General features: G+C 45.4%; 13 protein-coding genes. 5 read left to right on the forward strand and 8 right to left on the reverse strand.

All coding sequences use genetic code 11. The annotated features are described in order from the left end of the window. Nucleotides 1-242: 242 nt before the first annotated feature. Nucleotides 243-1037, reverse strand: coding sequence for an ABC transporter permease (locus tag AB4167_RS04330; protein ID WP_171732184.1), 795 nt, complete (start codon nt 1035-1037; stop codon nt 243-245). Nucleotides 1038-1475: 438 nt separating this feature from the next. On the opposite strand from AB4167_RS04330, the gene torE reads away from it, so the two are divergent. The 3 genes from torE to torA are packed head-to-tail and all read left to right on the forward strand — an operon-like array spanning nt 1476 to nt 5378. Continuing rightward, a complete protein-coding gene (gene torE, locus AB4167_RS04335; protein WP_017060298.1) occupies nt 1476-1658 on the forward strand; it encodes a trimethylamine N-oxide reductase system protein TorE in 183 nt (60 codons plus the stop codon). A gap of 51 nt (nt 1659-1709) precedes the next feature. Next, complete coding sequence (torC, locus tag AB4167_RS04340; protein WP_017060299.1) at nt 1710-2891, forward strand: pentaheme c-type cytochrome TorC; 1182 nt, start codon at nt 1710-1712, stop codon at nt 2889-2891. A gap of 24 nt (nt 2892-2915) precedes the next feature. Continuing rightward, nucleotides 2916-5378, forward strand: coding sequence for a trimethylamine-N-oxide reductase TorA (gene torA, locus AB4167_RS04345; RefSeq protein ID WP_372136186.1), 2463 nt, complete (start codon nt 2916-2918; stop codon nt 5376-5378). Nucleotides 5379-5672: 294 nt separating this feature from the next. Here the strand turns inward: torA and AB4167_RS04350 are convergent, their stop codons facing one another. Beyond that, on the reverse strand, nt 5673-6887 hold the full coding sequence (locus AB4167_RS04350) for a putative manganese transporter (protein ID WP_372136187.1): 1215 nt from the start codon (nt 6885-6887) through the stop codon (nt 5673-5675). Between the two features lie 200 nt (nt 6888-7087). Between AB4167_RS04350 and AB4167_RS04355 the strand changes: the two genes are divergently transcribed. Together AB4167_RS04355 and AB4167_RS04360 are read left to right on the forward strand one after the other, a co-directional pair. Continuing rightward, entirely contained in the window at nt 7088-7993 is a 906-nt protein-coding gene (locus AB4167_RS04355) for a manganese-dependent inorganic pyrophosphatase (protein WP_017065328.1), read from the forward strand. Nucleotides 7994-8142: 149 nt separating this feature from the next. Next, complete coding sequence (locus AB4167_RS04360) at nt 8143-8532, forward strand: DUF2750 domain-containing protein (RefSeq protein ID WP_004734596.1); 390 nt, start codon at nt 8143-8145, stop codon at nt 8530-8532. A 98-nt stretch (nt 8533-8630) separates the two neighbouring features. On the opposite strand, the gene AB4167_RS04365 is transcribed toward AB4167_RS04360, so the two are convergent. The 6 genes from AB4167_RS04365 to sapA are packed head-to-tail and all read right to left on the reverse strand — an operon-like array spanning nt 8631 to nt 14685. Then, nucleotides 8631-9410, reverse strand: coding sequence for a DUF2927 domain-containing protein (locus AB4167_RS04365; protein ID WP_136979662.1), 780 nt, complete (start codon nt 9408-9410; stop codon nt 8631-8633). Nucleotides 9411-9446: 36 nt separating this feature from the next. After that, nucleotides 9447-10229: an ATP-binding cassette domain-containing protein gene (locus AB4167_RS04370; protein ID WP_017060304.1), complete on the reverse strand. Its 783-nt coding sequence runs from the start codon at nt 10227-10229 to the stop codon at nt 9447-9449. Then, nucleotides 10226-11227 (reverse strand): oligopeptide/dipeptide ABC transporter ATP-binding protein, encoded by a 1002-nt coding sequence (locus tag AB4167_RS04375; protein ID WP_017060305.1) that lies wholly within the window; start codon nt 11225-11227, stop codon nt 10226-10228. Before AB4167_RS04375 ends, AB4167_RS04370 begins: the two co-directional genes overlap by 4 nt. Further along, nucleotides 11227-12114: a putrescine export ABC transporter permease SapC gene (sapC, locus tag AB4167_RS04380; protein ID WP_372136188.1), complete on the reverse strand. Its 888-nt coding sequence runs from the start codon at nt 12112-12114 to the stop codon at nt 11227-11229. Before sapC ends, AB4167_RS04375 begins: the two co-directional genes overlap by 1 nt. Beyond that, nucleotides 12101-13063: an ABC transporter permease gene (locus tag AB4167_RS04385; RefSeq protein ID WP_372136189.1), complete on the reverse strand. Its 963-nt coding sequence runs from the start codon at nt 13061-13063 to the stop codon at nt 12101-12103. The genes sapC and AB4167_RS04385 overlap by 14 nt, the downstream gene beginning before the upstream one ends. Further along, the gene (gene sapA, locus AB4167_RS04390) at nt 13063-14685 is read right to left on the reverse strand and encodes an ABC transporter substrate-binding protein SapA (RefSeq protein WP_372136190.1); all 1623 of its coding nucleotides are present in this window, start codon (nt 14683-14685) and stop codon (nt 13063-13065) included. The genes AB4167_RS04385 and sapA overlap by 1 nt, the downstream gene beginning before the upstream one ends. Nucleotides 14686-14753 lie beyond the last annotated feature (68 nt).

Below are 14753 nucleotides of genomic sequence, written 5' to 3' on the forward strand. Positions count from 1 at the left end.
GGCCTCCTCCTACTCGATTGGAAAACCTACTTCTTCATCTCTCTAATGATCATCTGAAAATTCAACAGCGCTGATTACCATGTGTGTATATGTCTTTGAAATCACCCAAAGATCGAAGGCGATGATCTTTCCTTGGGTCGAAATGGACAAAAAAGGATCTATATTGATTTGGTTATCCACAGTTTCTGTGGATAACCTGTCTCAAATTCAGTGAGTAACCAGATCTAAGTGGAGTAGGGAGGTTATTTCGAAGGCTGTATTTGAGCGAGAACTCGCCCTTCTTTGGTCAGAGATGTCTTCAATGAGAGGTGAAGTACAAGGGCTAGAGAGCAGCTCATCATCACGAAAATCGCCAGCATGATCATCAGTTGATACTTAATCGCGATCATCGGTGAAGCACCACCTAAGATCTGTCCAGTCATCATTCCCGGCAGCGTTACTAAGCCTGTGGTTGCCATAGAGGCCATGATAGGGGACATCGCTTTCTGTATTGCATTACGTACAAAAGGCGCAGCAGCATAAGTAGGAGACGCGCCTAACGCGATTGCTGCTTCATATTCTGATTTCTGTGTTTCAAAGGCACCAAACAGGTTCTGCAATGCCACGATATTACTGCTTAAGCTATTACCCAATAACATCCCTGCGATCGGGATAAGGTACTGAGCGTTAAAAACCGGTGTTGGTTTAATGATAAATAAGCAGATGAACAAGACAATGGGTACACAGGTTACCGCTAGGCTCACAGCGACAGGCACTAACAAGAGGTTTCGGGGTAACTTGGACTTTTCAACAATCGAGCTTGCCCCAACGATAATCATCGTAAATAACCACAGTAAATTGACCCACAAGCTATTCAAAGTGAACAGGTATTCTAGGTAGAGGCCAACCAGAAATAGCTGAACAGTCATGCGAATGATGCTGATAGAAGCCTCTTTTCCAAGGCCAAGTTTTAGCTTGTGGTTGATTACAATTGGTAGCAAGAGAAGTGAACTGAAAAACAATAATTGCCACCAAGATATATCAATAACGTCTTGCATAATGCTTCCTTTTAATAAGGCTTCTATCATATCTGAAAGTGCCAAATGATGCATTTCAGAGTCATACCTGTCGAACTCAAAAAAGGCTCAATTATTTAACATTCAAAGTACAAAATAATGGTTATTTGAGGGTTTTTTGGCTACTACTTAGTAGGTAAAACGTTAAAATTGGTTACAATGTGGTTGCGCAAATGTTGGTTTTTAACATTTGTGAAATATACTTAATTCTTCACATTTGTTAATACTTTTTAATAACTTTGTTTAACTAAAAACAAGTTTGGATGAGCTCAAAAAAGTATTGATTAGCAAGGGTTATAACGGGAGATTTGATTGAACCCTACTTTGAGTATGGTCTAAAATTTGTCGTTAGATACTTAAGAACTTTAGCCCCATAGAATGGGTTACTCGAAATTACTAAATACAAAATAGGCAAAATGTATGAGTGATGTTAATAAAATTGAAACTAGCGAAAAACATTCGCTGGAGTGGAAGTCTTTCCTCTTCATCGCGGTGGTTCTCTTCCCAATATTAAGTGTGGCTTTTGTAGGCGGTTACGGCTTCCTAGTTTGGGCACTGCAAGTGTTTGTATTCGGACCTCCTGGTGCTCACGGCGGCATGTAATGCCCTCTAAGTAACAACATTTTTTAAAATCAATATTTAAGAGAGCTAAACATGAAATCATTTTTAGTTAAATTATGGCGCACAATGACTCGCCCAGCAGTACACATCAGTCTTGGTGTACTAACTATGGGTGGCTTTATCGCCGGTGTTATTTTCTGGGGCGGTTTTAACACAGCTCTAGAGCACACAAATACAGAAGAATTCTGTGTAAGCTGTCACACCATGCGTGACAACGTATACGTAGAACTACAAGAAACGGTTCACTGGAAAAACACTTCTGGTGTACGTGCTACTTGTCCTGACTGTCACGTTCCACATGAATGGACAGCAAAAATCGCTCGTAAGATGCAAGCTTCTAAAGAAGTATTCGCTCAAGTATTTGGTGACCTAGATACGCCTGAGAAATTCGAAGCTCGTCGTATCGAACTGGCTAAACACGAATGGGATCGCTTCTCTTCGAACAAATCTCTAGAGTGTAAAAACTGCCACAACTACGATTCAATGGATTTCGAAAACATGCGCCCAACAGCGCGTATCCAGATGAAGAACGCGGCAGAGCGTGATCAAAGCTGTGTTGACTGTCACAAAGGTATTGCTCACAACCTTCCATTAGATATGGCATCAGCGAGCGGTATTGTTGGCGAGCTAGAAAACGTAGCAAGCAGCACATCTTACGCAAATGGTTCAGACGTGATCTCTATTCGTCACCTGCCAATGTACACAGATGAAACAGCTGAAGTTGAAGCGGGTCTATTAAGCCCTGCAAGTAAAGTTGCTGTGATCGACGAAAAAGGCGACATGATCAAGATTCAAATCGACGGTTGGCGTAAAGCGAAAGGCTTCGGACGTGTAATCCAAGAAGACTTCGGTATGAACATCTCGACTGCAATCTTGACGAAAGAAGTATCTCAAAGCGACGTAATCACTGTTGGTGAGAAGAAAGAAGATGAGCTAACTGGCCTTCCTTGGGAAGAAGTTAACCTAGCACTTTGGATGAAGAAAGAGTCTATGGTTGATAACTTCGATCCAATCTGGAACGCAGCTGGTCAAGCGTACCAATCTAACTGTTCAACGTGTCACTCACAGCCAGATGAAGCTCACTTCAGCGCTAACGGTTGGGTAGGCATGCTAGATGGTATGATTGCATTCGTTAACTTCGATACAGATACAGAAGCACTTGTTCTTAAGTATCTACAGAAGCACTCATCAGATTTTTCTGAAGGCCATCACTAATAAGACGTCAATTGGAGTAACACAATGGCAATTACAAGAAGAAGTTTTCTGAAAGGTGTCGCGACGACAAGTGCGGCATCGGTTATCGGTCCAAGCTTATTGGCGTCGGCTTCAGCATCTGCTGCAGAAACAGACGGCGCGTGGAAAGTCTCTGGTTCTCACTGGGGTGCATTCCGAGCTCGCGTTTACGCGGGTAAAGTACAAGAAATTAAACCTCTAGAAATCGATCAGCACCCAACAGAGATGCTGAAAGGTATTAAAGGTATTATCTACAGCCCATCACGTGTGCGTTACCCAATGGTTCGCCTAGATTGGTTGAAGAAGCATAAGTACAGCGCAGACACGCGTGGTAACAACCGCTTTATTCGTGTGACTTGGGATGAGGCACTAGACCTTGTTTACCGCGAGCTAGAGCGCGTACAGAAAGATTACGGTCCATGGGCGCTTCACACAGGTCAAACTGGTTGGAGACAAACAGGTCAGTTCCATAGCTGTACTAACCACATGCAACGTGCAATGGCACTTCACGGTTACTCTGTGAAGAAAATCGGTGACTACTCAACAGGTGCTGGTCAAACGATCATGCCTTACGTGCTAGGTTCTACTGAAGTTTACGCACAAGGTACATCTTGGGAACTTATCCTAGAAAACAGTGACAACATTGTTCTTTGGGGTAACGATCCAGTTAAAAACCTTCAAGTAGGTTGGACATGTGAGACTCACGAGTCGTTCGCATACCTAGAACAGCTGAAAGAAAAAGTTGCTAAGAAAGAGATCAACGTTGTTTCTGTTGACCCTGTTAAAAACAAAACAGGTCGTTACCTAGAAAACGAGCAAATGTACATCAACCCACAAACTGATGTGGCGTTCATGCTTGGTGTTGCTCACGTTCTTTACAACGAAGGCCTATACGACAAGAAGTTCATCGAAACTTACTGTCTAGGTTTTGAAGATTTCATCAAGTACGTTCAAGGTGAAACGAAAGACAGAGTTGAGAAGACGCCAGAATGGGCTTCTGCTATCTGTGGCGCAAGCGCGGACTCTATTCGTGACTTCGCTAAGATGCTGGTTAACGGTCGTACACAGATTCTTGTTGGTTGGAGTATCCAACGTCAAGAGCACGGTGAACAGCCTTACTGGATGTGTGCAGTTATCGCAGCAATGGTTGGCCAAATTGGTCTTCCGGGCGGTGGTATCTCTTACGGTCACCACTACTCTGGTATCGGTGTATCTTCAACTGGCTTCGCTGCTCCGGGTTCATTCCCGCTGAACATCGACAACGGTCAATCGCCTAAGCACACTAACACTGATTACAACGGTTACAGCCGCGTAATCCCTGTTGCTCGTTGGGTAGATAGCCTGTTAGAGCCAGGTAAGAAGATCAAAGCAAACGGCGCAACAGTGACACTGCCTGACATCAAGATGATGGTATTCAGTGGTAACAACCCGTGGCACCACCACCAAGATCGCAACAAGATGCGTAAAGCATTCAAGAGCCTACAAACTGTAGTGGCTGTTGATTTTGCTTGGACTGCAACTTGTCGTCACTCTGACATCGTGCTTCCTGCATGTACTCAGTGGGAACGAAACGATATTGATGGTTATGGCGCATACTCTGGCCGTGGTTTGATCGCAATGCACAAGCTAGTGGATCCTCTGTTCCAGTCTAAGACTGACTTCGAGATCATGTCTAGCCTAACTAAGCGTTGGGGTCGTTACGACGATTACACGCGTGGTATGGACGAAATGCAGTGGGTTAAATCTCTGTACGACGAATGTCGCGCATCAAACGAAGGTAGCTTCGAAATGCCTGAGTTTGCTGAGTTCTGGGAGAAAGGTTTCCTAGACTTCGGCAAAGGTAAGCCATGGACTCGTCACGCTTCATTCCGTGAAGATCCAGAGATCAACGCACTAGGCACGCCTTCTGGTTTCATCGAAATCACAAGCCGTACTGTTGGCAACATGGGTTACGAGCACTGTCAAGAACACCCAATGTGGTTCGAGAAATCTGAACGTTCACACGGTGGTCCAGGCTCTGACAAGCACCCGTACTGGCTACAATCTTGTCACCCAGACAAGCGTCTTCACTCTCAGATGTGTGAATCTGAAGAGTGGCGTGCGACTTACGCGGTACAAGGCCGTGAGCCAATCTACATCAACCCAGTAGATGCTAAGAAGAAAGGCATCAAAGATGGCGATGTAGTACGTGTGTTTAACGACCGTGGTCAACTACTAGCAGGTGCTGTTCTAATGGATAGCTACGCTCCTGGTGTTGTTCGTATCGAAGAAGGTGCTTGGTACGGTCCGATCAACGAGAAAGTGGGCGCGCTAGATACATACGGCGATCCAAACACACTGACTCAAGATATCGGTACGTCTGAACTTGCTCAAGCAACGTCAGCAAACACATGTTTGGTTGATTTCGAGAAGTTCCAAGGCAAACTGCCTCCAGTAACTTCATTCGGTGGTCCAATCGAAGTTTCTTAAGTCTTGCCTTAAGAACCAAGATTAAAGCTTGAATTAAAGCCCCTGTAAGCACTCTTACAGGGGCTTTTTGTATTTTTGATATCAGTGTTGGTGTTTCTAAATAAGCATTATACAGGGCTAATAGAGGGCGTTTTTGAGACAGGCTGTAACGCGCTGTTTGAGAGAGGTGGTAGAAGCAGTGAAGCAGGAAGGGAATGTAAAAAGAACCTGTGGAAAGACTTAAGCAGGCGGAAACAAAAAGGCCGATACAAAGTACCGACCTTACAGAAGCCTATGGAGTTAACTCTACTCAAGTTAGATCTCAAATATAAACCAGTAGCTACAAGCACAGATTAGTGCGGGCACACTAGAGTATAAGGTCGCGACCAGTGCCGCTTTGGGAGCCATCGCAATCGCAGGGAATAGCGCGTCACCATCATTCGAAATTGCGTTACCTACTTGAGCTGACAGTGGCAGTGCACCAGAAAGGTACAGGCTAGTGACCAGCAACTGCGGACCACACCCCGGTAGCAAGCCCATCAATACTCCCGCCAGGGGGAGCATCATGCCCCAGCTTGAGAATAGCGTCGCAAAATCGACATTTGCTATCACAGAGCCAAATTCGAAGAAAAGAAAAGCAACCACCACCCACGCTGTCACGAAGTTAGTATCTTGAGCCGTTTTTTGTAGTGGATGAGAGCCTACACATTTCTCGTCTTCACTTACGGCTGATTTGTAATCTTCAATTTCACGGGTGAGACCCCATAGAAACATCGAGCTAATCAGCAAAATAGTGCCTGCCCATTCCATCGACATTTCGGGCAAAGCGAGCAACTCATTCACATCCACTTGAAAAGAGCCAAGTAGGGCAACCGCAGCACCTGGAATAATGAGTACAGACCATAGATAGCCTTGTAGGTTTATCGCTTTTTTAGAGACCGATTCTTTGTCTTGAGATTGAGAAGCACAGCTGCTCACCACTTCATTTTTCTCTGCTTTTTTTGGGCGTAAGAAGTCGTCTGCGTGAAACAAGTTAATGATTCGGCCTGACGCAGTACCCACGATCACGCCCATCGCCATCATGGCTAAACCTGTCTTAGGCTCGCTCGCTATGAGCAGGAACGCCGCGTCACCCATGGTTGAGACGAGCACCGCAACTACCGCACCAAATCCGAGTTTTCCCGAGATAAATTGTGTGGTTACCACTATCGCACCGCCACAGCCGGGCAACGCGCCCATGAGAGCCGCGAATACCACTTGGTTTGAACGAGATTGATGGACGAGCTTATTGAAGACGTTATCTTTGTTTATGTACAGACTTAACCAGTGGTAAATAGCCAAGGTTAAAGCAACATAACAAGACACTGCCCAAAACGCGTCTGACAAAGTAGTCACCGTCAGCTCTCGTGTAGCTGGGGCTGCAACCAAAGCTGCAAGTGAGACAGGCAAAAGCAGGCGCTTAAATGACAGTGAAAACTGAGTTGTTTTCGCAGCACTACTGCTTGGCAAAAAAGAGATTAGTCGATCCATAGGTGTTACTCAAAATTAGTGGCTTAAGATAAATATATACGAATGATAATAATTATCAATTGCATTTGTTGTTTTTTATCTATTGTTACTGTTGGCTAAACCCACGAAACATGACCAATCTAAAAAAATGAGGTAAAGTATGGCTAATAAAGAGAGGCTCTAAAGGTAGAGTCATAATTGTTAGTGTAATAGGAAGAAACATGATTTTAGTTGTTGGTCACAAAAACCCTGATAGTGACAGTATTTGTAGTGCGTTAGTTGCAACTGAGCTTCTTAAGGCTCGTGGCGAGGAAGCGACACCAATTCGCCAAGGCGAGATCAACCGCGAAACTCAACACATTCTAGAAGTCGCTGGTGCTGAAAAGCCAGAGCTTCGTACTTCTGTTGCTGGTGAGAAAATCTGGCTAGTAGACTACTCAGATCTAGCACAAGCACCAGATGATGTTGCTGATGCAGAGATCGTAGGTATTGTTGATCACCACCGTCTAGGCGACGTGATGACAGTAAACCCAATGGAAGCTTGGATCTGGCCTGTTGGTTGTACAAACACTGTACTTTTCAACATGTTCAAGATTGAAGGTCACGCAATCTCTCAACAAATCGCTAAACTAATGATGTCTGCAATTCTTTCAGACACAGTTGGTTTCGCTTCTCCAACATGTACTCAAAAAGACAAAGACGCGGTTGCTGAGCTTGCTGAAATTGCTGGCGTAACTGACGTTGATGCATTCATCAAAGCGCTTCTAATCGCAAAAACAAACATCGAAGGCCTATCTGCTGCACAGCTAGTAGAAAAAGACCTTAAAGGCTACCCATTCAACGGTCGTGATGTTGTTGTTGGTCAAGTTGAACTTGCGACTCTTGAGCAAGTAGACGGCATGATCGAAGCGCTAGAAGCTGATCTTGAAGAGCGTTGTGAGAAAGACGGTCTAGCGTTCGCTGCGGTAATGCTAACAGATATCACTACTGCTCAAACTCGTCTTCTATACAAAGGTGAGTGGGCTGAGAAATTGGTTAAGCACGAGAAAGGCGGCGTATTAATGATGGAAAATACACTAAGCCGTAAGAAGCAAGGCTGGCCTTGGTTACAAGGTGAGCTTGTTTAATCAAGTCGCTTAATATTAAACGCCTGCTTATTTAGCAGGCGTTTTTCTTTGAAGTAGACTTTCTTCTTCATCGATAATGTTTGAAGTTAACAACACTCGGCATAAAATAGCTTTAAGAGCAAAGTTACTGACTAAAGTAGGAAATTAAGATGACTACACAGCTAGACGATAAAAAAATCGCTGAAATCAACAAGTATACGGGTGAGCAACGCCTGAAATACTGTGTGAAAGAAATCGTAGCAAACCGTGAAGTATGGATCTTAACCGATGAACACGGTTGTGTAATGCTGAACACAGAAGATGAAGATTGTGTTCCAGTATGGCCAAACCAAGAGTTCGCAGAATCATGGGCAACGGGTGATTGGTCTGAGTGTAAAGCTGAGTCTATTTCGTTGAACAAATGGCACAGTCGCTGGACGAACGGTCTAGAAGACGACGAACTTGCTGTTGTAGTATTCCCGAACGAGCAAGAAGAAGGCGTTATCTTGTTCCCGGATGAGTTCGACTTCGAATTGAAAAAGCAGGCAGCTAAGCGCTAGTTCTTTCGTAATACAGTAACATCGTAAGTCAGCGTTGCCTTTCTTAGGCAGCGCTATCATTCAATTATCCCATCTAAGTTACTTCCAACGTATATTCGTCAATACCCAATCAACTGATACAAAGGCGCTTGCTGTGCGGCTTTAGAAGCTTGCTGAAGCACACCTGTTTTGCTGTATCTCTTGAGTATCTTTCGAACGATAGGTTTTACTTCAGATTTTGTCATTCCAGCTTTCAATTCTGGTTCATACAGCAATTGCAGTAGCACTACGTCTAACGGCGATAATAAGTCTTCTGGCGTGTGGTCGTTGAAAATAGAAGGATAGGCTTTATCTGAATCATTCGGCAGGCCTAGAACTTGTGTGATCTCTTCCACGATACAGGCGACCAGCTTACCTCGCGATCTTGCCTGATCAACCGGGATTACAATCCCAGCGTATACAATCTCGCCTTTAGAATTGGTTCTATAGCCCGCCGTGCAGATGGCGCTATTTAAATGTTGAGTTGATTTGAGCTTGAGCACCGATTTCGCCTCAGATACCCACTGGCTCTGCCTTGTGTATATCCATTTAACGTTCGCTTCGGACTCTTTACTGACGATTGTTATTGGATGTTGGGTGACTTCAGATAAGTGTTTGATATGAAGATCTGTGATCTCTTGATGCAGTTCCTCATCGCCCACTCGATGATCGATCCAAATCTTGATCGGTTGTTTCCACTTGGCGAGCGGTTTGTTGCCTTGGGAGTATTCGTGTTGAAGCGCGACGTTATAAAAGGCAGTTTCGACGAAGCTTCTATCTAGCCATGTGAGCGGTGTGCTTGTCGCGTTAAAGGACAACAGCACCAACAAGAGGGGAAGCATTGAAGCTGTTCGATACATACTTTTCCCCTCTGCTAAATGTAGCGTGATTCCAGGTTAGTGGTTCGGCGCTTTGGAGAAATGGCTCTCAACCAATCTTTGGGTGATTTGGTGAGTTGGATTGGTTAGCACTTGATCTGTTTCCCCACTCTCAACCACATTGCCTTCATGCATGACAATAATCTTGTCGGTAATGTGCTTAACAATACCGAGGTGTTGAGATACATAAACGAACGATACGCCCATCTCTTCTTGTAACTCTAAGAACAGATTGATGATTTGCGAGCGCATTGCCATGTCCAAACCATTTAAAGCTTCATCAGCAACAATGATGGATGGCTGAAGTATTAAGGCACGAGCCAAACAAACCCTTTGTTTCTGGCCTGCAGCAAGCATCTGAGGGTAGAAATACGCATGTTCCGGTAGAAGGCCTACGCGCAGTAGTGTGTCTTTCACACGACGCATACGAGCTTCTGGAGGCATGTTGGTGTTTCGCTTTAATGGACCTTCAAGAATTCGACCGATCTGAATGCGTGGGTTTAGCGAGGTATTTGGATCTTGGAAGATCATTCGAATCAGCTTACAGCGAGTCGAGTAGTCCTTGTGCTCTAGCTTTTCACCGTTCACACGAATCTCGCCCGCAGTTGGCTCTACCATGCCCGCTAGCATTCTTGCTAATGTCGACTTTCCTGAACCATTCTGACCGATAAAACCAATTGTCTGGCCTGCTTCAAGAGAAAAGCTAACTGGCTTCACCGCCTGATGAATCTTTTTACGGAAAAGACCAGAGCGAGTCGTAAAGTCTTTAGACAAATCACTGACTTCTAATAATGCACTCATGATTTCTTTTTCTTCTCCATATTCAGAGGGAAATGACAGTTGAACTTATGGTTCTTGATACGTTTCGTATGTGGGATCTCGACACACTGCCTTTGTGCGTATGGGCAGCGAGGCCCTAATCGACAACCAATAGGAAGATGTTGCAGCGGTGGAATTGACCCCGGCAAAGACTGGAGCTTCTCCTTGTGGGGAATCCAGTCGTTAAAGTCTGGCATCGCTTTTAACAAAGCAACGGTGTACGGGTGCTTTGGTGCATCCAACAGCTTCGGTGTATCAGCGGATTCTACCGATTGACCACAGTACATCACGGTAATGCGAGTCGCCCATTGGGTAATGGTGGTTAAGTCATGGCCGATCAACACGATGGTGGTGTTATTGATCTGGTTCATACGACTCAAAAGACGCAATATTTGAGACTGTGTAATTGGGTCTAAATCGTTGGTTGGCTCGTCAGCAATCAAGACTTTTGGCTTGGCAGCGATCGCCATTGCGATCATGACTTTTTGACACTCACCATCTGTCAGCTCATAAGAGTAACTGTCCATTAGGCGAGAGTGGTCTTTGATGCCGACTTTGTGTAGTAATGCGATCGCTTGCTTCTTACGCCACTTAAATCGTTGCCACCAACGACCTTCAAACGAATGGGAAGGGATCGCTTCAACGAGCTGGTTACCTACTTTTTCAGAAGGGTCAAGACACGTTGATGGCTCTTGGAAGATCATTGCGATATCGCGGGCGATCACTCGGCGTCTTTCTTTCGGCGTCAGTTGCAGTAGGTCGATATTACCTAAGCGCATTCGGTCTGCAGAAACCTTCCAGTTTTCTTTACATACTCCGACGATCGCTTTTGCAACCAAACTCTTACCTGAGCCTGATTCACCTACTAAGCCACGAATTTCCCCTTCATTGAGGGTAATACTCATTCGATCTACGGCTTTAACCATCCCTTGAGGGGTCTCAATCTCGATGGTTAGATGTCGAATATCAAGTAACGGCATTATTCGATTCCTGCATTTAGCGCTTGGCGAACACCTTCACCGACGAGGTTAATCACGATAACTGTAAACATAATAGCTAAGCCGGGTAGGGTAACTGTCCATGGCGCAAGGTAAATCAACTCGACCGAATCACCCAAGATGGAGCCCCATTCGGTACTCGGTGCTTGAGCGCCAAGCCCTAGGAAACCTAAAGCCGTGATATCAAGAATTGCGACTGACAGTGCCAGCGTAACTTCAAGAGCGATCACGGTAAGGATGTTCGGAAGGATTGAGTTCCATAGCAGGTAAAAATCGTTCGCACCATCAAGGCGAGAAGCCAGAATATAGTCTTTTTCTACTTCAGCATGCACGGCAATGTACACCGAGCGTATAAAGCGCGGGATCAGTGCCAAGCACAAGGCGAGCAAGATATTAAACTCCCCAAAGCCAAGGAATGCCACGAAGATAATCGCCAGCAGAAGAGATGGAATCGACATAACAGTATCAAGCAGGTGGTTTAGCGTGCTTGATAGTAAACCGCGCGTCATACCAGCAAGTACGCCAATCAGACAACCAATGACGGCTGCGATAAAGGTAATCACCACCGCGGCGCCGAAGGTTAACTGAGAGCCAATTATTAGGCGAGAGAGAATATCTCTGCCTAAGTCATCCGTACCCAAAAAGTATTCTACCGTTCCCGCAGGATCCCAAGAGGGCGGCGTTAATAGGTGACCGGTTTGTTCTTGTGCATCATGCGGGGCTAGCCACGGTGAAGTGACGGTGACCAGAATGATAAGCACCAAACACCACAAGCCAAACATAGCTAGATTATTGCTGCGGAAGCTGCGCCAGAAACGTTCGAACTGGGTTGGAATCTTTTCTTCTTGGTAGACGTTATTTGTTAGCATACCATTCCTTCCTTACCAGTGGATTGATCATCGCGCCCAGTAGATCGGACAGAATATTAGCGGTCAAAACTAAGGTAGCCACCACAATTACACCAGCTTGAATTGAAACGTAATCTTGATTCGATAAGGCATCCAATAACCAGCGGCCAATGCCCGGCCAGTTAAAGATAGACTCGGTAACAATAGCAAGCGTTAACATACTCGATAGCTGAACACCGACCTTAGGAATAATCGGAGGTATCGCGTTTCTTAGCACGTGCTGCGTGATGATCTCTCTAGTGGAAAGACCTTTAATTCGCGCAGCGCGGATGTAGTTTTGCGTCATTACTTCAGCCACTGACGCTCTCATCAATCGGATGACCTGAGTCGTTGGCGCCAGTGCTAAAACAAGACAAGGCAACGCCATGTGCTCGATAACACTTTGTAGTGCGTGCGCACGGTAGCGACCCTCGGCAAAAAAGGCGTCAATCATCGCGAATCCAGTCACGTGTTCAATCTCGTAAAGTAGGTCGTATCGGCCACCAACTGGGAACATTTCAAAGTGCAGTGAAAACACCATGATCATCAGCAACGCGACCCAAAATATAGGCGCAGAGTAACCGGCCATTGAGGTGAACGATATGGTGGTATCAACAAATTTACCTTGTCTCATACCAGCAATGGTGCCGAAAGGGATACCGATGATGAGTGCCAACACAAAGGCAAAGAAGCACAGCTCTAGCGTTGCAGGGAACACCAGGACCAACTCATCGATGATAGGCGCTCCGTGCTTGCTCAAGCCAAAGTTCAGTGTCGATAATTCTGTGATATAGCTAAGCCAACCGGGCCAAAAGTCTTGAATCGCCCAAGGTGAGGTTTGGTCTAGTCGAAGCAGAGCGAACCCCACTAACGTCAGGATCCCCAGTGTGATAATGAATAAGTTTACACGTCTTAATGTATACCAAAACATCACTGCACCTCTCTTCTGACTTGATCAAAAGGTTGAGCATTGAACGGGCTCTGCTTAAAGCCACTTAGCGAACGATCGTGCACGCGGAATTGCACGCCATGAGCGAGAGGAATCACAGGAACTTCTTCATTGAGAATGTTTTGGGCTTGTCGATACAAGTTCACGCGGTGCCTTTGTTGATTGATCTCTAATGCTAAATCGAGAAGGAAATCAAAGTCAGAGTTACACCACATAGAGACGTTTAATCCTGCGCGCTCTGAGCTACATGAAAGAAGCGGGCGCAAGAAGTTGTCTGGGTCACCGGTATTGCCGATCCAACCTGTGAGCAACAAGTCTGTTGAGGAAATGGATGACAGCTGCGTACGATCAAATCGGTCGTCGGTATAGAGCTTAAGTTCGATACCAATATCAGCTAAATTTGCTTGGATAAGTTCTGCCGTTTTCCTTGGGCTTGGGTTGTAGGCTCTTGGCTCTAATGGCACCCACATTGAAAGCTCTAGCCCAGGTTCTACCCCAGCTTCTTTAAGAAGCGCAAGTGCGTAGTTGCGGTCATAGCGAACTTGAACACTGTCTTTTTGATAAGCCCAAGAAGTAGGGGGAAGTAAGGTGTAGGCTTTGGTTCCTGTACCGTAATACACAGAATCAAGAATGTTCTGACGATTGATGGCTAAGTTGAGCGCTTTACGAACTCGAGAGTCACGCAGTGCAGGGTGCTCAGTATTCAGCGCGATGAAAGAGACATTAACCGCCGGAGTAGCAGAAATCTTCAACTCTTCATGAGCCTGAATAATAGGGATTTGGCTAGAAATTGGTGAGTTGAGCACGTCACACTCACTACGCAGAAGCTTGGCAAGTGTGCCTGTTCCACGTTGCGAAGTATCGAACACAACTTGGTCCATTTGTACTTCACCCTTCCAGTAGTGCTTGTTCTTTTTCAAGCGCACTAGGTCGTTGATTTGGTATTCATCCAAGTAGAAAGGGCCAGTGCCGACTGGATTGGAATCGATTCGATTTTTCTCATCCGCTGCAATGAGCTGATTGGCATACTCTTTAGAGTGAATGACCGCATAGCTGGTGGCGATGTTATTGAGAAATGAATTGTCTGGGCGACTTAATTGGAATTTCACTGTTAGGTCGTCAACCGCGGTGATATCGACAATCAGGGTCTTGAAGTCGATTCCGGCAAACCACGGGTATAGGCCGCCACCCACATAATGAAATGGGTTTGAACTATCAATGACACGTTCAAAGCTAAACACCACATCTTGTGCATTCATGCTACGAGTAGGGGTGAACCAGTCTGTCGTTTGGAACGCAACATTTGGGCGCAGTTTGAACGTGTACTCTGTACCTGATTTATCAACAGACCAACTTGTCGCCAAGTTCTGTTTTGGTCGGTACGTCATCGGATCAAGAGTGAGCAGTGTATCGAAGATTTGAGGACTCAGCGATTCTGCGGTAATGCCACTATCAACTAGCTGTGGATTGAAGGTACTAGGATTACCTTGGCCGCAATAAATGAAGCCTTTTTCACGGATTTGCTCGTGATTCACACTCTCACCACATCCAGCGAGAAAGCTCAACGTGCAGATGCTCAGTGATAGTCTTATTAGTGCTTTCATAAAAAGAAATACTTTTCGAAACGAGGCGTTAGAGGAGCCTCAAGATCCGGACAATTTAACATTTTATT

This window comes from Vibrio sp. 10N.286.49.E11 (assembly GCF_041469505.1).
Classification (GTDB): Bacteria; Pseudomonadota; Gammaproteobacteria; order Enterobacterales; family Vibrionaceae; genus Vibrio; species Vibrio crassostreae_C.